Annotated in this window: 21 protein-coding genes; 7 read left to right on the plus strand and 14 right to left on the minus strand. The window is 50.3% G+C overall.

Annotation, left to right across the window (positions count from 1 at the left end; all coding sequences use genetic code 11):
* Positions 1-295 precede the first annotated feature (295 nt).
* Positions 296-919 carry a thiamine diphosphokinase gene (locus KTH89_RS08820; protein ID WP_238721416.1) on the plus strand — a complete coding sequence of 208 codons (624 nt, stop codon included), beginning with the start codon at positions 296-298 and terminating at the stop codon, positions 917-919.
* A 16-nt stretch (positions 920-935) separates the two neighbouring features.
* Here KTH89_RS08820 and KTH89_RS08825 read toward each other — a convergent pair whose 3' ends face one another.
* The 14 genes from KTH89_RS08825 to KTH89_RS08890 form a co-directional block, all read right to left on the minus strand.
* The gene (locus tag KTH89_RS08825; protein ID WP_158345601.1) at positions 936-1,763 is read right to left on the minus strand and encodes an aldo/keto reductase; all 828 of its coding nucleotides are present in this window, start codon (positions 1,761-1,763) and stop codon (positions 936-938) included.
* Between the two features lie 214 nt (positions 1,764-1,977).
* Positions 1,978-3,231, minus strand: a complete 1,254-nt coding sequence (locus KTH89_RS08830) for an L-rhamnose isomerase (protein ID WP_238721417.1) — start codon at positions 3,229-3,231, stop codon at positions 1,978-1,980.
* A gap of 22 nt (positions 3,232-3,253) precedes the next feature.
* Positions 3,254-3,919 carry a class II aldolase/adducin family protein gene (locus KTH89_RS08835; RefSeq protein ID WP_238721418.1) on the minus strand — a complete coding sequence of 222 codons (666 nt, stop codon included), beginning with the start codon at positions 3,917-3,919 and terminating at the stop codon, positions 3,254-3,256.
* A 47-nt stretch (positions 3,920-3,966) separates the two neighbouring features.
* Positions 3,967-4,422: a ribose 5-phosphate isomerase B gene (gene rpiB / locus KTH89_RS08840; RefSeq protein WP_158345603.1), complete on the minus strand. Its 456-nt coding sequence runs from the start codon at positions 4,420-4,422 to the stop codon at positions 3,967-3,969.
* Positions 4,423-4,440: 18 nt separating this feature from the next.
* Positions 4,441-5,301, minus strand: a complete 861-nt coding sequence (gene aroE, locus KTH89_RS08845; protein ID WP_158345604.1) for a shikimate dehydrogenase — start codon at positions 5,299-5,301, stop codon at positions 4,441-4,443.
* 50 nt (positions 5,302-5,351) lie between these two features.
* Positions 5,352-6,437: a M24 family metallopeptidase gene (locus KTH89_RS08850; protein ID WP_238721454.1), complete on the minus strand. Its 1,086-nt coding sequence runs from the start codon at positions 6,435-6,437 to the stop codon at positions 5,352-5,354.
* Between the two features lie 20 nt (positions 6,438-6,457).
* The gene (locus KTH89_RS08855) at positions 6,458-7,432 is read right to left on the minus strand and encodes a sugar phosphate isomerase/epimerase family protein (protein ID WP_158345606.1); all 975 of its coding nucleotides are present in this window, start codon (positions 7,430-7,432) and stop codon (positions 6,458-6,460) included.
* Positions 7,433-7,639: 207 nt separating this feature from the next.
* Positions 7,640-9,118, minus strand: coding sequence for a rhamnulokinase (locus tag KTH89_RS08860; protein ID WP_238721419.1), 1,479 nt, complete (start codon positions 9,116-9,118; stop codon positions 7,640-7,642).
* 34 nt (positions 9,119-9,152) lie between these two features.
* Positions 9,153-9,947, minus strand: coding sequence for a DeoR/GlpR family DNA-binding transcription regulator (locus KTH89_RS08865; RefSeq protein WP_158345608.1), 795 nt, complete (start codon positions 9,945-9,947; stop codon positions 9,153-9,155).
* A gap of 56 nt (positions 9,948-10,003) precedes the next feature.
* Complete coding sequence (locus KTH89_RS08870) at positions 10,004-10,984, minus strand: ABC transporter permease (protein ID WP_158345609.1); 981 nt, start codon at positions 10,982-10,984, stop codon at positions 10,004-10,006.
* Positions 10,984-12,495, minus strand: coding sequence for a sugar ABC transporter ATP-binding protein (locus KTH89_RS08875; RefSeq protein WP_238721420.1), 1,512 nt, complete (start codon positions 12,493-12,495; stop codon positions 10,984-10,986). The genes KTH89_RS08870 and KTH89_RS08875 overlap by 1 nt, the downstream gene beginning before the upstream one ends.
* Positions 12,496-12,526: 31 nt before the next feature.
* A complete protein-coding gene (locus KTH89_RS08880) occupies positions 12,527-13,495 on the minus strand; it encodes an ABC transporter permease (protein ID WP_158345611.1) in 969 nt (322 codons plus the stop codon).
* Between the two features lie 233 nt (positions 13,496-13,728).
* Positions 13,729-14,787, minus strand: a complete 1,059-nt coding sequence (locus KTH89_RS08885) for a sugar ABC transporter substrate-binding protein (protein ID WP_158345612.1) — start codon at positions 14,785-14,787, stop codon at positions 13,729-13,731.
* Between the two features lie 24 nt (positions 14,788-14,811).
* A complete protein-coding gene (locus KTH89_RS08890; RefSeq protein WP_158345613.1) occupies positions 14,812-15,792 on the minus strand; it encodes a 1-phosphofructokinase family hexose kinase in 981 nt (326 codons plus the stop codon).
* Between the two features lie 341 nt (positions 15,793-16,133).
* Between KTH89_RS08890 and alsK the strand changes: the two genes are divergently transcribed.
* The 6 genes from alsK (at position 16,134) to KTH89_RS08920 (ending at position 21,855) form a co-directional block, all read left to right on the plus strand.
* On the plus strand, positions 16,134-17,054 hold the full coding sequence (alsK, locus tag KTH89_RS08895; protein ID WP_238721421.1) for an allose kinase: 921 nt from the start codon (positions 16,134-16,136) through the stop codon (positions 17,052-17,054).
* Positions 17,055-17,201: 147 nt separating this feature from the next.
* Positions 17,202-17,858 (plus strand): ribulose-phosphate 3-epimerase, encoded by a 657-nt coding sequence (rpe, locus tag KTH89_RS08900; RefSeq protein ID WP_158345615.1) that lies wholly within the window; start codon positions 17,202-17,204, stop codon positions 17,856-17,858.
* Between the two features lie 15 nt (positions 17,859-17,873).
* Positions 17,874-18,692: a glucose-6-phosphate isomerase family protein gene (locus tag KTH89_RS08905; protein ID WP_238721422.1), complete on the plus strand. Its 819-nt coding sequence runs from the start codon at positions 17,874-17,876 to the stop codon at positions 18,690-18,692.
* A 384-nt stretch (positions 18,693-19,076) separates the two neighbouring features.
* Complete coding sequence (locus tag KTH89_RS08910) at positions 19,077-20,147, plus strand: LacI family DNA-binding transcriptional regulator (protein WP_158345617.1); 1,071 nt, start codon at positions 19,077-19,079, stop codon at positions 20,145-20,147.
* Between the two features lie 135 nt (positions 20,148-20,282).
* A complete protein-coding gene (locus KTH89_RS08915; protein WP_158345618.1) occupies positions 20,283-20,843 on the plus strand; it encodes an RNA polymerase sigma factor in 561 nt (186 codons plus the stop codon).
* A complete protein-coding gene (locus KTH89_RS08920) occupies positions 20,833-21,855 on the plus strand; it encodes a hypothetical protein (RefSeq protein ID WP_238721423.1) in 1,023 nt (340 codons plus the stop codon). Before KTH89_RS08915 ends, KTH89_RS08920 begins: the two co-directional genes overlap by 11 nt.
* The last annotated feature ends 73 nt before the right edge of the window (positions 21,856-21,928 follow it).

Consider the following 21,928-nt stretch of genomic DNA (forward strand, 5'->3'; position numbering starts at 1 on the left):
TGTATGGTTATTGTAACTCTATTTTTGTCACTCGTAAACCGAAATGACGTGAATTAAGTGCTGCAAAATCAATGTTCTGTAGAAATCACGAATTCACTTTGTAATTTTACCTTTTATCTCCTGCTCCTGCTATTTCCTGCTCCAACCTTTACACGGAACCTTTCCCCGTCGGCGCATCTGTCCGCCAGTATTCCAGCTTCAACAAGCTGCCGCCCCTAAACTTCCGCTTCTCGAAATTATGAAAATGTGTTACTATAACAATTGTTTAAATCTAATTATAAAGGTTGTGATTCTTATGGCCCGCTGTATTATTATCACAGCGTATCATACCGGTAACATAAAAGATTCTTATGTCCCCATGCCGGGGGATTTTATCATCTGCGCGGACGCGGGATATCTGCTGGCCCGTCAGGAGGGTATCACGCCTGATGCGGTGCTGGGCGATTTTGATTCCATGGAACGTTCCCAGGTAACCTGCCCGGATATTATCCATGTTCCGGTGGAAAAGGACGACACCGATACGCTGCTCTGCCTGAAATACGGCATGGAACTGGGGTATCGGGAATTTCTCATGATAGGCGGGATCGGAGGACGTCTGGACCACACCATGGCTAACATACAGACCTTGCTCTATGCCCACAACCGGGGAATCGATATCGAGATGGCGGATGCCGGAAATACGGCCCGCATCTTATCTCCCGGAACCTATCACCTGAAAGAAAAGGAAGGATATCAGCTCTCTTTGTTCGCCCTCACGCAAACCTGTACCGGTATTTATTATACCGGTTTGAAATATCCCCTGAACAACGCCACTTTGACAAATGATTTTCCGTTAGGCGTCAGCAATTCTTTTGTTTCCAGTGAGGCCGAGATTACCTTTGCCACCGGCACAGCGCTCCTGATCCTGTCCAAAGACTGAAAACCCGCGTACCTTGTCATTCATAGTCGTAGGTTTCCAGATCCCATCCGGTCGTAAAACCTGTGTGAAGTCCGTCGATCAGCTTCATATCCTCTTCCTCCAACTCGAAATCAAAGATATCCGCATTCTCAATTATCCGGTCTTTGTGCACTGATTTCGGGATGACCACATAACCGCTCTGTACGTCCCAGCGCAGGATGATTTGAGCCCCTGTTTTCTTATATTTCGCCGCCAGCTCCTGAATCTGCGGTATATCAAAGCTTCCCCGGATCAGGGGCGCCCACGCCTCAGGCTGGATTCCCCGCTCCTTACACCATGCGAACAATTCCGTCGGGTTCCACAGCGGATGCCGCTCGATCTGATTCAGCGCCGGAACCACTTCGCATTCCTCCATGATCCAGTTCAGGTGGCGGGGCAGGCAGTTGCACACGCCGATCGCCCTGGCCTTCCCCTCTTTGTAGAATTCCTCAAGCGCGCGCCAGGACTCGATCAGCCGCTCTTTGCGCTGTCCGGGCCAATGAATCAGGAACAGGTCAAAGTAATCGGTCTTAAGCTTCTTAAGGCTCTCCTGAAAGGTGCGTCTGGTATTTTCATAGCCCATATTGCAGGTGTCCACCTTGCTGGTCAGGAAATATTCTTTTCTGGGTACCCCGCTCAGTTCAAGCGCCTCTCCCAGCAGCTCCTCATTATGATACATCTGAGCCGTGTCAAAGCTCCTGTACCCGGCCTCCATGGCATAGCGGACGGCATTCTGCATCTCCTCTGCATCCGTCGCCAGATATACGCCCAGGCCAAGTACCGGCATTTTCACTCCATTATTCAATGTCACCGTCTGGTTTATCATACTTCTAATCCCCTTTCTGTTTTACGCTGTCCGTATCTGAATTTACATATAACGATTATATCATTATTTTACCCCATGCGGCCGGACTTGTCGATGAGTGAATAGGAATGACCGGGAGGGCTTTTATTCCATAGGCGCACTTTCCTCAGGAATAAAAAAAGCTGCCGCGCCGGCTCACTATTTTAACCGGCACGACAGCCCAACCTTCTCACCGCTATCTCAAGGACAGCACTTCTTTCTCATAACGCTGCACATCTTTCATCCACTCCGTACCCAACGGTACATTGTTCTTATAACAGTAATAATCCCACACAGCCGCATACGGATAGGTCTTCAGCTCTTCCAGCCAGGACAGCCGTCCTGTGTAATCGCCCTGATCCTCCAGCCCCTGCAGCATCGCGGTCGGCTCCAGCAGCGCCTTAAGCAGCGCTTTCATGGTGTTTCGCATACCGATCACGCAGGCGGAGATCCTATTAATGCTGCCGTCGAAATAATCCGTCCCGATATGTATCCGGTCCAGCCATCCCCCGCGCACTACCTGGGACAGCATCGCCTGGGTCGCGTCATCGAAGGATACCACATGGTCGCTGTCCCAACGCATGGGCCTGGTCACATGCAGCGCCATTTCCTTGGAGAACAGCATGACGGAACTGATCTTGTTGGCCACGTCCTCGGTCGGATGAAAATGCCCGGCGTCCAGACACAGGCTTCTGTCCCGCTTCGCCGCGTACATCATGTAGAATTCATGGGAACCCACCGTATAAGCCTCCACTCCGATTCCGAAGAGCTTGCTCTCCAGGGTGTCCAGATTCAACGTCTGATCCACCGGCGTGGCAAATACCTGATCCAGGCTTTCCATCAGCCTGCGTCTCGGGGCCTCCTGGTCCACGGGATAATCTTTGTATCCGTCGCAGATCCAGTGATTGGTCACCGCCTGGATACCCAATTCTTTTCCAAAATAAGCGCCAACCTGACTGGAACGCTTACAGTGCTCGATCCAGAAATCGCGGATGTCCGCTTCCCGGCTGGACAGGGTAAACCCATTCTCCGAGTTGGGATGGGAATAACAGCTTGGATTAAAGTCCAGGCCGATTCCCCGTTCCTTCGCCCAGTCCACATAAGCCTGGTAATGCTTTGGCTCGATCTCATCCAGATCGATCTGTTCCGCCGTATCCACCTGGGTCGCCTGCAGGCTTAATTTATGTTTCCCCGGCAGCAGGGAGAATGCCATATCGGCATCCTGGCGCAGCTGGTCCGGATTCGTGGCCACTCCGGGATAGCCGCCCGTGGACAGAATCCCGCCGCTCATAGCCGTATCTTTTTTCAGGAAACCTTTTACATCATCCAATTGCCATGCGTTAAAGGAGATCCGGGTTCTCCCCAGAATGTCCAATGCTTTTTGCGTATCCAGGCCAATTTGCGCGTAGCGCTCTTTGGCCGCTTCATAAGCCAATTCTACTGCGTTCATATTTACCTCCAGAGGCGCTATTTCAACCCTTTACACCGTTTACGCATTCACAGCTGTTCACCTGATCCCGGAAAATATTGCACATAGCGTCGGCCTCGATCCGTTCCAGCATACTGTACGCCATGAACAGATCCGATCCCGATACCACCACGCCGTGTAATGGCATGATCGCCCCGATGGGATATTTTTCCGCCAGTTCCCGGCGCGCGTCAAAATACCGGTAGACTTCTTCGTGCAGATTCGTGGTATAGGCCTGTGTATATGGGATACATTCCACCGGCCCCCGCTTCATGGTGGCCTCCGTGATATTGGGAATCGGCTTGCTTTGAGCCACAAAAGCCATACAATACTGGGGATGCGCGTGAATGGTAGCGCCGATATTTTTAAAATTCTTAAGCAGAAGAACATGCATATATCCTTCCCGGGACAATTTTCCGGTGCCTTCCAGTACGTTCATATCATAATCGATCAGCAGAAAATCCTCCGGTCTCATCTCACAGAAATGCCGCTCCGACATCAGGGAGGGAGAAATCAGGACGCGGTTTTCTTCCGCCAGGACTGCAAAATTCCCTCCGGCCGCGTTTGTAAGCCTCCTGTCCCACATATAGTGGGCTACCTTCGCCATCTGTTCTCTTTGTTCCATATAGGATAGATGTTCCATGTTCTCAACCTTACCTTTCCATACCATCTTTGTCTCGTTCTCCGGGGCTTTTTTCAGTTCCTTTTCCCGTTTTGTCAGATTCCTTCGATTTCCCCGGTCGTCTCGATCTGGGAGATCTCCCGGACTCTCACCGCATGTCTTCCGCCTTCATATTCTCCGTTGAGCCAGCATTCCAGGATCATCAGTGCCAGATCCTTTCCCACCACCCGGGAACCCATGGCCAGCATATTCGAATCGTTATGCTGCCGTGAGAGAAGCGCGGAATACGGATCGCTGCAAACCACACAGCGGATGCCCTTTACCTTGTTGGCCGCTATGGAGATGCCCACTCCGGTCCCGCAGCAGAGGATTCCCCGGTCGCATTCTTGGTTCGCCACTGCGTTGGCCGCTTTCAGCGCGTATTCCGGATAATTACAGCGGACCGTATCATATGTTCCATAATCCACGTAGGCATATCCCTTCTCATCCAGATATTCCATGATGGACCGTTTTAATTCTATACCCACATGGTCACTCGCCAGTGCGATCATCTGAACGCCTCCTTTTTGTTATTCGATCCCATATTCCCGGCTCAGCGCTTTGCGCATCACCTCTGCCCGGCATGTGCGGCCGGTCCAGAACCGGAAGCTGATGATCGCCTGATTGACCAGCATACCCAACCCGTCGATGCTCTTGGCTCCCCGCTTTTCTGCTTCCTTCAGGAACAGCGTGTGGGGATGGTTGGGGATCACGTCGCACACGGTCATCCGGGGGGAAACCGTGTTATAGTCCACATCCGGCTTCTGGTCCGTATCGGGATACAGACCGATATTCGTGGTGTTCACCAGGATATCCACCTCCTGCGGTATCGCCAGGGTGTGATCCCAGCAGATATATTCCGCTTCGGCCTTTGTCTTTTCCCGAATCAGATCGGTCAGCACTTCTCCCCGTCCCGATGCGGGCCGGTTTGCAATCAGCAGTTTTTTGGCTCCTGCGTTGGCCAGCTCTACGGCGATCGCTCTTGACGCCCCGCCCGCTCCCAAAAGCATGGCGGTTTTTCCTTCTATTGTTATGCCTTCCTCTTTCAGGGAAGTGATAAATCCTTTTCCATCCGTATTTTCCCCGTACAGCTCCCCGTCTTTTACATAGACCGTATTGACTGCGCCCATAATCTGCGCGTCACAAGCCACATGATCCAGATATTTTAAAACTTCTACTTTATGAGGTATGGTCAGATGGATTCCTTTCATGTTCAGCGCTTTCAGCGCGCTCATCGCGGTTCCCAGATCCTCCGGATACACCAGGACCGTCAGATACCGGTACGGAATTCCCAGATCCTCAAAGGCCGCCTGAGCCACCACCACGGTCGGATTTTCATCGATCGGACATCCGAACACGCCGACTAATTCTTCCCGATAACAAGTTCCCATATTCTCCTCCAACGGTATATTTACCGCTCCATAAATTCCTCTGTTTTCACTTACCGGACCAGAATATCAGGCCTTAAGATGGTTCTGCCGCCGCATGTAACCTCCCGGTAGACCCAGCCTCCGGTATGGGATATGATCTCCTGGCCGTCCTCCGTAACCAGGAAGGTATCCTCCGACTTGACTCCCGCGATCGTGGGATTCCAGGAAAACGCCTGTCTCTCCAGCACCACTTCCTGATTCCGGAAGGTGGTGCAGAAATCACGGGTCGGATATCCCAGCGGGCCTCCCTGATGGTGAAGATGAAAGTCTTCCTCGTAGCCCAGTCTTTGATAAGCATCATATCCGGCCTGCAGCACATCCTTGACCGGAACACCCGGCTCTGTGCCGCAGATATAAGCCGCATCAATTTTTGCCACCGCATCCATGCGCTTCTCTTTGTCCGCATCCGGCGCTCCGAATGAAATAATCCGGCTCATGGATACGGTCAGCCCGTACTTCTGGGCGCATACGGCTACCATGGCGTATTGGCCGACTCTGTGCAGGGTCGGGATCGGGTGGCGGTATTTCTTAAGCCTCTCATCCGCCGCCACCAGGCAGACCGGAACCTGATATCCGGCCGCCATCAGCATTCCCGTTGTGCGTCCCGCGATTTCTAATTCGGTCTCGCCCTTTTGGATACGCCGGCAGGATTCCTCCAACAGCCCGGCGCTCTCCGGCCCGATCATCCGATACCGCTCCAGCTCTTCCCTGGTCAGTGTGTAGCGCAGCTTCTGAAGCTCCGCCCCTCTGTTCAAAGTGCCAAACGCGCCGCTGTCGCTGACGATATTCTTCTGTTCCAGGTAAGGCTTCAGCACTTCTTCTTCCGACTCATGCCACAGAAAGGAGATTAACTCGAATTCCTGCTGCGGCAATTCTTCTTGTGTAACCCGGTATTGCTCGCTGGAATTACAGATCACGTACTGATGGTCCATCGTAATCAGGAGTTTGGACGCCGCCGCGCCGGTTCCTTTATCCACATACGCGTATTTGCCGCCGCTCATCCAGCAGAAATTATCATTGGTGGTAAATAATACGCCGTCGTAAGCCTGATCTTCCAGGTACTGCCGCACCCGAGCCAGCTTTTCCTGTATCTCCATTCTCAAAGCTACCACTCTCCTTATTTGAATATCGCTTCCCGAATCAATCCGAATACTTTCGTAGCGTCCGTGCCGTTGATGCATTCCGTCAGTTTCTCATAACCGATCAGATCCACCGCCCGGTCGAAGGTCTGCATCATGCGGATGCTCTCCGCCGCAGCCGCGTAGCCATTCTCACGGAACGGGAAGATATCCACGGAAGTCCAGCCGTCATATCCGATCTTTCTCAGGGAATAGCACAGCTCGATATATTCCGTATAGCGGACGCTTCCAAGCATCATATCGTCATCCCATGCGCTGTAATTGTCATTGATATGCAGATTATAAAGCATTCCGTGATTCGCGCACATTTCCACTACCTGCGCCACATTTCCCTGCGCCTGGAATACATGGCCCAGATCCACGGTAAGCCCTACATTTTTGCGGTCCACATCTTTTGCAAGCAGAAGTGTGCTTCCGGCCGTGTCCAGCGTACAGCGGTTTCTCGGCTCACGAAGCTTGAATTCCAGCGCGATCTTCATATCCGGCGCATAATCACAGATCTCCCGCACCGCTTCCACCATCAGATTCCACTGTCTGGTGTAGTCGGTCTGGAACACATAGTCAAAACCGTCTTCTCCCATCCAGATATTTACGAATTCCGCGTTAACCTTTTTGGCAAAATCCACGGTGTCCTTGCAATATTGAACAGCCAGCGCCCGGTATTCCGGGTTCGTGTTCGTAAGAGATCCGTAACCAAAGCGCTTATCCCCGTTAAGCGGCGCGTTGACACCGGATATTTTGAAACCGTATTTGTCCGCAAGAGCCTGAATCTCAACCGGGTCTTTCTCATCGCCGTCCGGATCGTAGCAAAGCTCAAGCGCTTCCACCACGCCGGTTTTGGCCAGTCCTTCGATTCTCTCGGCCGCTGTGTTATCTTCCTTGTAACCTCCCGCCATGAAGCGGTCTACCCTGTTTCCTAATGATCCTGTAATACATGCATATTTTAGCGCCATAATCTTTTCCTCCTGAATTTTAATGTTTTATGGTTTTGTTACTGTTCCTTTATCCTAATTGGACCTTTTGTACCTTTTGGACATGTCCCAAACTGAATTGGACATGTCCCAAACCGGAATGGACATGTCCCCTTTCGTCTCTTCCGTTTGGTTTACATAACATTTCAAAACAGCGTACAGCTACCCGACCTGTCACCCTCTATCTCTCTATTCCGATCGTGGCAGGAGTGTCAAAAAATATTCATATGCTTCGTCCCACGCCTTCTGTTCCTGAGGCTCATATACCCCGATCTGCGTGGACCTTGCTATAACTTCCCGGCCCTGTTCCAGATTACCAATCGCTCCGGCCGCCTTAAGCTGCATCAGGAAATTTCCGGTCAGCGCCGCTTCCTGAGGTCCCACATAGACCGTCCGGCCGCACGCATTGGCGGTGAGCTGGTTAAGCAGCGTATCCTTGCCGCCTCCGCCCAGGATGTAAATGGACTCGATCCGGTATCCCAGTATCTTTTCCAGTGTTTCCATCACCCACCGGTATTTAAGCGCCAGGCTGTCCTCGATCACACGGATGAACTGGCCCGGTGTCTCCGGCGCCGGCTGTCCGGTTCCGGTACAGTAATCCCGGATCTTGCGCAGCATATCCCCGGGCATATAGAAGGCTTCATCGTCCGGGTCGATGAGGGATACAAAAGACTTCTCCCTCCGGGCCAGATCCACCAGCTCCGCAAACTCATATTCCATCCCCATCTTGCGGTATTTAAGCCTGCATTCCTGGATCAGCCAGAGGCCCATCACATTCTTTAACATCCGGTACCGGCCTCCCACGCCGCCTTCGATGGCGATGTTGTACCGGTAGGTCTGTTCATTGATTATCGGCTTCGGGATCTCGACTCCCATCAGGGACCAGGTTCCGCTGCTTATGTATGCCGCATGAGGTTCGTTGGTGGGAAGCGCCGCCACCGCCGACGCCGTATCGTGCCCGCCTACCGCCGTCACCTTCATCCGGGGTACTCCGATCTCCTCCGCCGTAGCTTTGGTCATTTCACCGGCTACCGTTCCCGGCATAATAATTGGCGCCAGCAGCTTCGCGGGTATCTCAAACCGGCTCAGAATCTCCGGGTTCCAGTCCGACGTTTCCCAGCGGAACATCTGGCTCACACTGGCCAGCGTGTATTCCGAATGCCGCTGTCCCGTCAGAAAATAAGTGAGCAGATCCGGAATGTGAAGCAGGGTTTCGCACTGGTCCAGCAGAAAACCGTCTCCTTCCAGACGCATAGCCGCCAGTTGGATCAGCGTGTTGAACAGCGCATTTTGGTTCCCGTTTTGAAAATGAAGCTCCCGCTTGGACATGATGCGGTAAATCTCAGCCTCATTTCTGGCCATCCTTAAATCACGATAGCATCTGACCTGAGTGATGAGATCCCCGTTTCTGCCGATCAGGCCAAAATCGTTGCAGTACGCGTCGATTCCGATACTCACCGGCGTCCCTCCGGCTGCGGCGCAGCCCTTTCGGATTCCTTCCGTAAGGTTCTGATAGATCCCCAGGAAATTCCAGTACAGGTGATCGCTTACGCAGATCTGACGGTTCGGAAACCGATGTATCACCTCTGTGGTGAGACAGGTTCCATCAAATTCTCCCAGCATCACTTTACCGCTGCTGGCACCCAAATCAAATGCTATCTGTTTCATATCATTCCTCCGCACACATCGATGCGGCTGCTGTCTAATTCTCCCTGGCCACCACGATTCTGGTTCCCTGGGATTCGATAAGCCTGGCTTTATCCGGCGAAAGCTCCCTGTCTGTGACGATGTAATCCACCTTCGAAAAATCGGAAAGGAACACCACTCCCTTTTTCCCGAACTTGGTGGAATCCGCCAGCATATATACCTTCTGGGCCTTCTCCATCATAAGCCTTTTCACATCGATCTCATAGATACTGCTGTCTGTGAATCCCTCTCCCTCGTATACACCATAGCAGGAGAGAAATACTTTATTAGGTCTGAAATTATTGATCCATTCATTGGCCATGATACCGGTCAGCGAGAAATTCTTCGCCCGGAACACACCCCCCAGGGAAATCAGCGTCAGATTGGAATTCTCGATTAACGAGGCATCCAGCAACAGACGGATGGAGTTGGTGATCACCGTCACCTGGTAGTCCTTATGGATATGGTGGATCATATTCAAGGTAGAGGAACTGTTATCGATAAATACCGTGTCCCCGTCCAAAATCGTCTTGGCAGCCTCCCTGCAGATGCGGTCTTTTTCCATATAATTCTGGACTTCCCGCATCAGGTACGGATATTCCTTCACTCCCTTGGAAGTGTCGGACAGTACCGCGCCGCCGTGGGTACGGCGGATCAGGCCGGAATCTTCCATTTCCTTCAGATCCCTGCGGATCGTCTCTTTGGATACGTTTAATAAATCCGACAGCTGATTGACATTTACCTTTCCCTGTTCCTCTAATAAATTCAAGACTTCAGATTTTCGTTCAATGTTATACTTTCTCTCTAACATCCTGCAACACCTTCCGCGCTTTTTCTTTCAGCATAGCATAAAACGAATACTTTGTCCTACCGAATTTCACCGCTGAACTTAATACTGTCCATCATAACCGCGATAAAAATGATAATCCCTCTGAATATCGTAAATGCGTAAGCGGAAGCGCCTGTAATCGTCAGGCCGTTGGTAATTACCTGTACCATAACAATACCGATAATGGCTCCCGGCAATATTTTCCCTTTTCCGCCAAACAGGCTGGCTCCGCCGATAACCGCCGAGGAAATAACTACGAATTCGTCATTGATCGCGAAGTTCGGATTGATTACGCTCAGGATGCAGGCATTCATCATTCCGGCGATACCGGCCAGTCCGCCGCAGAACAGGTAAGCCATAAACACGGTTTTTGTCCCGTTGATCCCCAGCTTATTCGCTCCGACCAGGTTGTTTCCGCAGGCAAACAGCTGCCGCCCGTACTGGGTTCTTGTCAGTATGAAATGTCCCAGCAGTACAACGATCAGGAATATATAGACAATCAGCGGGATTCCAAACAGTTTTGCCCCTGAGAATTTCATGACCACGCTGTCCAGGAACAGCATCTGCTGGTTGGTAAACATAAGGCCTAAGCCTCTGGCCACACTGTAGGTCGCCAGTGTCGTGATAAACGGAACCATCTTAAGCTTCGCCACGAAGAATCCGTTGATCGACCCGATCAGCAGGCCGCTGGCGCAGGCTCCCACAAAACATAACGGGAGCGGCACTCCCAGGTTATTCAGCAGCGTGGTTCCCACCACGGCTGAAAAATACATATTGGCGGAAACCGAAATATCAATTCCGCCGGTAATCAGCACGAAGAACATACCGACTACCGCGACGCCCAGTGTGGAGGACAATCTAAGGACATTGACCGCATTGCTGATCGTCAGGAATTTGGGCGACTGAATTGCAAAATAAGCCAGCAGTATAATAAAGATGATCCACAAGCCGTAGGAGCAAAACAGATTCAAAAGCTTTCCTCTTAATACTTTTCCTTTTCTTGACTGTGAATTTTCCATCAGTTAACACCTCCGATTGCGGCTTCCATGATCCGTTCCTGCGTATATTCCTCTTTGTGAAGCTCGCCGGTAAGCACATTATGGCTCATGACCAGAATCCGGTCACACATTCCCATCAGTTCCTCCATCTCGGAGGATACTAACAGTACGGTTGATTTGTTTTTCGCCAGATCATTGATAATACTGTAAATCTCATATTTCGCACCTACGTCCACGCCTCTGGTAGGTTCATCCAGCAGGAAAATCTGCGGTTTTCTCAACACCCATTTTCCAAATACCACTTTCTGCTGATTGCCGCCGGAGAGATTGATCACCGCCTGACGGGCCGGATCGAAGGTCTTGATATTCAGTTCCTTCACCATCTCATCCGTCTCCCGCTGCTCTTCTTTCCGGTTGATAAAGCTTAAGGACGCCGCGATCTCTTTTAAGTTCGCCAGCACGATATTCTCTTTCACGGTCTTGGTCATCAGAAGCCCCTCTTCTCTCCGGTTCTCCGTGATAAACGCCATCCCGTTCTTAATACAGTTCTCCGGTGTTACCGGTTTGATCTCCTGCCCCTTATAGATAAGGCTGCCGTCCGTAACCGGATCGATGCCGAACAGGCAGCGCAGCAGTTCCGTACGCCCCGCTCCCATCAGCCCGAATAGTCCTACAATCTCACCCTCCCTTATCTGAAGGTTGATATTTTCAAACCGTCCTTCCTGACAGATATTCTTAACCTCAAAAGCCACCTCGCCGATTTCCTTTTCCACGGTCGGATAGATCTTATTCAGCTCCCGACCCACCATCTGCTTAATAACCTCGTTGGTGCTGATGTCCGAAGTCCGGTTCTGGGAGATAATCTCCCCGTCACGCAGCACGGAGATTTCATCACAGTGCTCAAACACATCCTCCAGAATATGGGAAATAAAGATAATGGATTTGTTCTGTTTCTGGAGCAGATGCATGATATCAAACAGCTTCACCTTCTCCTTGTTAGACAAGGAGGTGGTGGGTTCATCCAGGATAATAATCTGCGCGTCTTTCATAATCGCCTTGGTGATCTCGATCAGCTGCCGCTGACCCATGGGCAGATTCCCGACGATCTCATCCACGCCGAAATCTTCAATTCCCAGTTCCTTAAGCTTCTCCGCCGCGATCTTTTTCATGGCCTTTTTGTCGATGGTATGCACCTTGCTCTTGACCATGTCGGTAATAAACAGATTCTCAAATACCGTAAGATTCGTAAAAAGATTCAATTCCTGATGTACAAAAGCGATACCCGCATTCTGAGAGACCTTCGGGTTGACCGGTTCGAATTTTGCTCCATTTAAGTATATCTCTCCGCTGTCCCGTTGATAGATTCCGCCCAGAATATTCATCAGTGTGGATTTTCCCGCTCCGTTTTCACCGACCAGCCCCAGGATTTCCCCCTGTCTCAGGTTAATGGTGATGTCTTTTAACACCTGTACCGAAGCAAAAGATTTGGTAACCTGCTTCAACTGCAGTATGTAGTTCTGGTTTTCAGCCAACTTGTTCACTTCCAATCTATGATATACTTGTTTACGCCTTTTCGTTCCGCTTCTTTAATATCGCCACACCGCCGGCCACCAGGATAATCGCGCCTTTTATTATCGTAATGATAAAGTATGGAGTATTTAACAAGTTTAAAGTCACATTAATTAAAATAATCAGAAACGCACCCATTACCGTATTCGGAATCTTGCCCACGCCGCCGGCCGGACTGGTACCGCCCACAATAATGCTGCCCATGATATCAATAAACAGCGTACTTCCGTAACTGGACGCGCCGGATTCCATCTGAGCCATCATGATAATTCCGGCAACCGCGGAACAGACGCCGCTGAAAATAAAAATCTTAAAAATGGTTTTCTTCACAGGCACGCCCGATATAACGGAAGCCTTCGGATTCGTTCCCGTCGCATAGAGCTGTCTGCCATATAAAGTCTTGCTGCACACCAGGTGCGTCACCACCGCTACCAGCAAAGCCAGTATCAACGCGAAGGGGATCACAAATATTTTACCGTTCCCCAGTATGGTAAAACTTTCCGGCAGTCCGGAGATCGTACTTCCCCCGGTATAGACTACCGCCAGTCCGCTGCCGATCATCTGTGTCGCCATCGTCACAATAAAAGACGGCATCTTAAATCTGGTTACCGCAAATCCGTTAATAATACCAAAAACCAGGCCAATCAATAACATTGCCAGCAAAGCCACCGGTATCGCGTACCATTTACCGGCCAACAGGCCGGAAGTAGTGCTCATAATAGAAGCGCCCACCACACAGGTCAAAGCGATAATAGAGGTAGAAGAAAAATCCACTCCTCCGTTCAGCACAGAGAAATGAACACCGCAGGCAACGGTCAGCAAAACGCAGGCCTGGCTGAATATATTCGTAATATTACTCTCGGTAGCAAAATTCGGTACAAAGATCAATGCCACAATGACAAAAACCAAAATGAACCAGACAATCGCATCTACCGATTCATAAATCTTTTTCACCCGTTCCATAATCAAACCTCGCTATCTGACTTAGGATTTCTCGTCCACTTTCTACGGCTTAGAATAGAGTCTTCTTAGAATGAAGTCTTCTTGCGGAACTCTCCGCCTGCGGCAGGTTTTTTATCCGATATTTCCCTTTTGAATAAAAAACCTGCTGCGGGGAGCTTCCCACGCACTTGTCGGAGGAAAGCCTCCCCGCAGCAGCCCTTTTCTATCTAATATCCGTGTCTAAAAGGAGGAAATTAATAACCTGCAAATCCTACGGTGTCTACATTTTCGGGAGTAACTTCAAATCCGGGATCTACCAGACCTTCTACCGGCTCACCCTTGGCAGCCGCTACAGCAGCTTCCACACACAGAGTACCCTGGTTCGTGGCGTCCTGAACGGAGACGATATCCACATAGCCTGCTTTAATCTGATCCACTGCGTCTTTCGCACCGTCGAAGGTAACGATCGTCACGTGTTTCTCATCGCCGATCGGATAGAATTTATCGATCTGCTGTAAAGCGGAGATGATCGAAGGAAGAAGAGCGTCCGAAGGGCTGAATATCATATTGATGTCGGGGTTTGCTTCAAATGCGCTTAAGACTCCTGACAGGGCCAGTTCGCCTTTCCACTCCGTGGGAACTTCGGATACCACGTCGAAGATGTCCTTATTCGCGTCCGCTACATTTTTGAATCCGGTGTCACGTGCGATGGCATTTACGTCGGTAAGGCTTCCTACCAGTTTGATTACCTTATAGGTCTTGCCGTCTTTTTTCGCCTGATCCATGACATAGTTCATTTCTCTTTCTACCATAGCGATGTTATCAGAGGTAACCGTTCCGGCCACTTCCGCGCCTTCACCGGCTGCCCGGTTTGCCATGATAACCGGTACGTTTGCTTCGTTACATTTCTTGATCGCAGATACTACGGCCTCGCCGTCTGCCGGAGCAATGATGATCGCGTTAGCGCCGCTGGAAATCAGGTTTTCAATCTGCTGATTCTGTTTCTGAACGTCGTTTTCCGCAATAACTTCGGTGTATTTCACACCCAGCTCGTCACATTTTTTGTGCATGGCAGTCTGGTATTCCGCCCACATCTGAGATTCGATCGCACACATGGAAATACCGATCATAATGTCTTCGCCGCCCCCCGCAGCATCCGTCGCTGCCTGTGCGTCATCTTCCGCCGCTTTCGCGGGAGCCTCGCTGGCCGCCGGTTTCGCTTCCGGTTCCGAAGCCGCTTCCTTCGTGCCACATCCCACCATAGTCAGTACCATCGTACATGCCAATAAGATACTTAACATTCTCTTTCTCATACCTATTTCTCCTTTTCCTGATTTTTATAAAAAAGAACGTAATTGTTCTTTTCCATCGTTTCTGTGTACCGTAAGCCGTTTCATTTTGACCTGCTCTTTAAGCTCCATGGCCCTCTCATAGTCAAATCCCACGGTCAGCTCGGATTCCGCGGTGGCCGCGGAGATTCCCGTGGCTAACTTTAATATCTCTTCAAATTCCATTTCCCGGGAGAACCCGTACACCATACCGCTTAAGAAAGCGTCCCCGCAGCCGATGGTATTCTTAACATCCACCTGAAGAGCCTCTACCTGATAGATGAGTTCCCGGTACTTTACAATAGAGCCGTCCCCGCCTCTGGATACGGCGACACATTCGATCCCCTTCGAAGCGATCTGAAATATCCCATCCAGAATATCCGCTTCCGATGTTATAGCCTTTCCAACGACCTGAGACAGTTCATCTACATTTGGTTTTACCAGAAATGGTTTCTTCTCGATTCCCCGGATCAGATTCCCCGAACTGGTATCCAGATAAATCCGGATTTTCTTTCCGGCTAAAGCCAGCCGTTCCATAATCACATTATATATGTACGGTATCTCTGTGTTCGAAGCATCCCCGGATAAAACCAGATCATCACCGTCCTTTAAGGATTCCTCCAGAATATCCAAAAGCTTTTCGCATATCCCGGAACTGATCATATCTCCCCGTTCCGTGATGAGGCTGCACTTATGGTTCTCCTCAATCAGTGCATAATTGGTTCTGGATTCTCCGGTTTCATAGTGCAGGAAGCGCACATCCACACCCTGACTCTTTAACATCTCCTCAATTTTACGGCCGGTTTTCCCAAAACCAATCCCATAAGCCCGGTTATCACAGTTCAGAATACGAAGGTTGGTCGAAACATGGGTACCTTTACCGCCCAGAACATCCATGGAACGCACGATTCTGTTCGTATTATCCCGTTGAAACCTGGAAACAAACAGAAGCTTATCAATAGCCGGGTTAATTGTTAATGTACAAATCACGGTTGCGCCCTCTCCTTACCAAACAACTAAATCCACATTTTTGTTTTTTGTTTGTGTGGTTATTGTAGCGCATTTCCGGTTAAAAATCAATATTTATTTTGTATTTTCTGTTGACTCGGTCATTTTACGCAAATTTAAGCCCGTTTTTTGCGTTGTGTCGTGACCGTTTTTGTGCACTTTTAATAAATTTGTTATTTCCACGATCTTTGCGTTAACGTTTACGCTTTTCTTAAATTTAACATATTTCACGAACTTTGTCAAATGCATTTGATTCCATTGTTTTTCGGATTTTTACGTGCTATGCTTCAAATCAAACGTTACCTTAAAAGGAGGTATTTCTAATGAAAATTTCTTCATTTTCCAGTTTTGATTATGTCATCGGCATCGACATCGGCGGCACAAATTTCCGGATCGGAACGATTACGCAAGATTTAAAGTTAAGCAACTGCAGACGGGAAAGCAGCCGGAAATTATTCGAATCCGACCGGCCCTCCGATACGATTTCTACCTTTCTCTCCTCTTATATGGAAACGATACCGGCCGGAAAATGCAGAGGGATCTGCCTTGGTTTTCCCGGAACGGTGGACAAGACGAAGCAGACTGTTTTCTCCTGTCCGAATCTGCCGGTGATCACCAATCAGAACATCGGCGCGGAGCTAAAAAAACAATTTCTGATTCCCGTCATCGTGGAGCACGATGTCATCCTGCTGCTGGCAAACGACATGCAGGCGTTCGACCTCTTTGGCTCTGACTGCGTGATCGCGCTCTATGTGGGCACGGGTCTTGGAAACGCCCTCTATATCCACGGCCGTTTTCTCGACGGAAAAAACGGCGTGTCCGGAGAGCTGGGCCACATTCCCGTCATAGGCAAAAAAGATCCCTGCCCCTGCGGGAACCAGGGATGCATGGAACTCTACTGCGCCGGTAAAAGGCTGGAACAGATACACAGGGATAATTATTCCGAAACCGGCATGGAAGATATCTTCGGATACTATCCGGATTCCGCCGTACTAAAGGAATATGTGGACAACATCGCCATCGCCGCCGCCACAGAAATCAATATTTTGGACCCCGATCACATCCTGCTGTCCGGCGGCGTCATCCGCATGAAAAATTTTCCATACGAGGATCTTTTGGACCGGATTCATTTCCACACCCGCAAGCCTTACCCGGAACAAAACCTTAACTTCATCCGAGGAACCGACGACCCGTTCAGCGGTGTTTCCGGCGCCGGAATTTATATGTGGAATCTTATTTCTTGATTTTTGTATTTGCACATATTCGGTCACATTTTTTGTTGTTTTTAACGTAATTCGGTCATTTATTTCTTGACACCCGTATTCTTCTATGCCATAATGAGGTGGAAATTTCCAGTAATAAAAGAACTCTCTTAGAAAGGACTGTTTTTTATGAACAAAGTATCCCCCTCCGTTATGTGCATTGACATGATGGACTTAAAGCACCAGCTCGAGGCGTTAGACCAGGCGCATGTGGATCTCTATCACATCGACATTATGGATGGCCATTTCGTTCCGAATTATTGCCTGAACGGTGATCTGATGGCAGCCATCCGCAAAGTATCCGACACCCCTATGGATGTCCACCTGATGGTCACCAATCCGACAGAATTCATTGAGTACTGTGCGGACCGCGGCGCGGACATTATCACCTTGCACCTGGAAACGCTGGATCATCCGATCCGCGCTCTGAAGCAGATCCGCGCTCTGGGTAAAAAAGCAGGTATCGCGATCAACCCCGCCACCGATATCGGACAGCTCAAATATATGCTGGAATTTATCGATCTGGTCTGTGTCATGACGGTAGATCCCGGTTTTGCCGGCCAGACCCTGATCCCCTCCAGCTATGAGAAGATTACGGCCATCCGCAGTATGTTCACAGAGGCCGGTTACGACGTAGACATCATGGTGGACGGCCAGGTAAAAGAAGAGACCGCTCCCAAACTGGTGGCAGCCGGCGCCAATGTTCTCGTCCTCGGCTCCTCCGGTCTGTTCTGCCATGATCCGTCCGAGTATCCCGAAGTCATCTCAAAATATCAGAACTTATAGAAGGGGGAGAAATCCATGAATGAATTAAAAATGTTCGGCATGCCCATCCAGTTCTGCGAGGAAAGCCAGAAGCTGGTTCCGGCGAACGACAACATCCACTACGAGGACTATTCCCGCAAATATTCCAAAGGAATGTTCGGGCTTTTAGCCGACGCTACATACAACATAGAAGACAATCCCTACTATGATTTTTACAAAGCGATTGTCGAGGACGATACAAAAGGAATATTCCAGTCAACCGATCTGCGCTATGACAGCACGGTAATTATCGAAGGAACCGCCGGAGGGGAATTCAAAAAAACCGCCGGCCACTTCCACATGCCGATTCCCGGCCAGTCCGTCAGTTATCCGGAATTATACCAGGTAATCAAAGGCACCGCGCTGTTCGTCATGCAAAAGGTAGACGACTACCGGAAAGAAGACGGCAGCATGCAGGTTCAGGATGTCATACTGACCAAAGTCGAGGCAGGCGAATCTGTAGTCATCCCCCCCGATTACGGACACTGCACAATCAACATCGGCGCAGAAACCATGGTATTCGTAAACCTGGTATCCTGTCACAGCACCAACTACTACGACAGCGTAAAACGCCATGCCGGTATGTGCTGCTACGCCTTCCGGACCCCGGACGGCGGCTTCCGGATCGAGAAAAATCCCCGGTACGATTTTGCCTGTGAGCCCCGTCTCACGACGCCGACGGATTCCCCGGTATGCGGACTTGAAAAGAACGTACCCGTCTACCGCTCCTTCCTTCAGGACCCTAAAAAATACGCTTACTTAAACGATCCGGCTCCCGCAGTGGAAGCCATGTTCTCCCTTCTCAAGACACTGTAGGCTCCGGCAAAGGTTTCCGTTCATCCAGGCAAACCCAAAGCCGGGTTCAGGATGCACGGCGGACTTCACGTCCGACGGGCAAGAGCCTCTGAACCGGGAACACATCACGTGTTCCTGGTGAATAGGCTCGGTTCCTGAACCCGGCTTTTCGATTTCACTTAGCGTATTCCAGCGCAAGCCCTCCGCGCTCCCAGGGAGATACAAAAGAACCCGGCCGCCCGGAGTGTCCCCGGATACCGCCGTCATCCCCGGCCTTAAACGGCGGGCATACCCAAACCTGGGGATGAAGCTTTCCCGCAGCAAACAAAAAACTTATCATTTACCGCTTGCCAAGCCTCCCGGGGCATATTACAATCTATAGAGAGACTAGCAGAGGAATTGGGTATGAAAAAAGTAACTTTGAAACAGATTGCGGAATTAGCGGATACTTCGATAGGTACGGTGGACCGCGCGCTGAATGGCCGGGGCAGAATTAACGAGTTGACGAAGCAGAGAATTCTACAGATCGCGGATGATCTGGGATACCGGCCGAACAAACTGGCCAGTAACCTGAGCAGGAACAAACAGCTCCACTTGGGAATATTGTATCCGAAATATCCCACCTATTTTTTCGATGAGATGACGGCGGGAGTGGAACAGGCGGCTCATGCACTGACGGATTATAATGTAGATATCCGGGCCTTTCGCTGCGATTACCTGAATCCGGCCAGCCAACTGCCGCTATTGGATGAATTAAAGCCCGAGGATTACGACGGGTTTGTTTTAAACGCCGGGGGCAGCGCTTTGATCCCCTCGATTAACCGTCTGGCGGATGCCGGCGTAACCGTGGCTACATTTAATTCGGATGTCCGGGGGAGTAAAAGGCTATTTCATGTCGGGGTAGATCCCTATCTGGCCGGCAGAATTTCCGGCGAACTGATGGGGAAGATCATGGGGAACCAAGGGTCGGTATGCTGCCTGTCCGGTTTTCACTCCGTAGATGCCCATACGGAACGTATGCGGGGATTTATTGACAAAATTTCCGAGGATTATCCGGGGATTACGGTGGCCGGGGAATTTGAGTATCTGGACAGCGACCAGATGGCAGAGGAGATTTCCGAAAAAATGTTCCGGGAGAATCCGGGCATCGGGGGTGTCTATACAACCAGTTCCCCCGGCGCAATCGGCGTGGGCTGGTATCTGGATAAGCATCCGGATGTCCCGCGTCCCGTCGTCAGCGGTTTTGATGTGACACAGCAGCTTTGTACACTGACCAAAAAAGATCTGTGTACTTTTGTCATTTATCAGAATCCCTCCGCCCAGGCCTACCACAGTCTGATGCTCCTGGCGGATTATCTGCTCCAGGGCGTCCTGCCCGGCAAAAAGCATCTGATGCTTCAGCCCCGCATTGTTTTAAAGGAAACCATCGACGATTATATTTTTGATCCTACACTGTCTTATCAGTTTTTAAAATAAAAGCGACGCAGTCAAAATCCGTTTATTATAATGAGAATAGACGGATTTTTTTATTTGCCATGTCACAAATTCCGAATCAGCTGCGTTATAAATGTGTAACGAATCAGCGGTACCGCATATAAAGGATGTGCAACTATGGATATATTACAGGAAAAAGATTTACTGGACCAGACTTTTGCCGACGGCGGCGAAGCGGAATTAGGCCTTGCCATAGAATTCTATGGGCAGCCGCTTTTGCGCTACTGTCACAATATTCTGTGTGATTATCACGAAGCGCAGGACGCTGTGCAGGTAACTTTTCTCAAAGCATACGAAAACCGAACGAAGTACCGGAACGGGACATCGCTGTCCGCCTGGCTGTATCGGATCGCCTATCACACCTGCATCGATACGATCCGCCGGAAAACACTCTTTTTCTTCACACCTGCCTCCGGCGCGCCCAAAACCCATACCGGGATCAGTGATGAGCTGTTCGAGGCTCTCAGCCGTCTGTCCGCCATGGAGCGATCCCTAATTTATGGGCGGATTATGGAAGAGAGAAGTTACCGGGAACTGGCTGAAATTCATCGTATCACAGAAGCTGCCGCCCGAAAACGGTATGAACGCGCCAGAAAAAAACTGGCGGGGCTGCTCAGAAAGGACAACCGGCAGGAAGAAAGCAGTATCGTAGATTGGAGGAATCAACATGAAATTTGAACAGGATGAACGAATTATAAAAGAACATTTGGGCAAGGTGCGCACACCGGAATATGACATTCAGCTAGCCCTTGCGGACCGAATCCGGCATCCCCGGCGTTTCGCCGGAAAATCAGTTCTTATATTGGCCGCCGTCATGATCGGAATATTCGGACTGATAGGCGCCGGCACTTACTACGAATGGAAATCTTTCGGTTTCGACGGTTCCGTGAGTGATGGAAGCGCTGCCCCGACAGATACCTCGCTCAGTGAAGATACGGAATTCAGCAGCACCGTCACGCAGGAGCTGTCTCTCGATCCGTCAGAGCTGCAGCCAGGGGAGGTGCTCATCGTCACCCATCTGCAGGATGGAAGTCAGAGCAGCGCCAACGCGGCCTGCGGCGTATTCCGAACGGACAGCGAGCAGGCTCTTCAGGATATGCTGCTTCTATGCTCCATCCCCTACGCCATCCCTACCCAGTTACCGGACGGTTATGTGTTTGACGAGGCCGTGGTCCAGTTCTATGCGGATGCGGATATGCTGAATACACCCTCGGAAAGTCTGACGGTAGAGGGGGAACAGGAAAAAACCATTCGGCAGGCGATAAAGCTGCCGGACGGTTACCAGAAAAATATTCAGGATATCTATGTGGGATATGTCAACAGCTCCGGGGAATTTATAAGAATGACCATAAGTCTGGCCGCCGCCAGCTGGAACGTATCTTTTGGGGCTCCCGACACTGCTTACAGCGAGAAGCTGAATTTAGACGGTTATAACCAGGCTCTGCTGATCTGTGATGAAAGCAGGAAGAATGGTTCTTACTATTCTTTGGCAATGAACAGTGATATTCCTGTTGTCACTGCCGTAAACCTCATGGACCTGGGGCGGACGGAACGCAATGCGGCGGCTGGAATCGAAGACAACCGGGAGCCTTTTGAGGAGACATATGACCAGCTTGCTTATTATATCGAAAGTTCCGCTATCGAAAAGGAGGAGCTCTTGAGATTTGTCGACGGCCTGCAAAGGCCGTAATGCAAAAGGGGACATGTCCATTTCGGTTTGGGACATGTCCATTCCAGTTTGGGACATGTCCATTCCGGTTTGG

Source organism: Diplocloster agilis, from assembly GCF_019042275.1.
In the GTDB taxonomy this organism is placed as follows: Bacteria; Bacillota; Clostridia; order Lachnospirales; family Lachnospiraceae; genus Diplocloster; species Diplocloster agilis.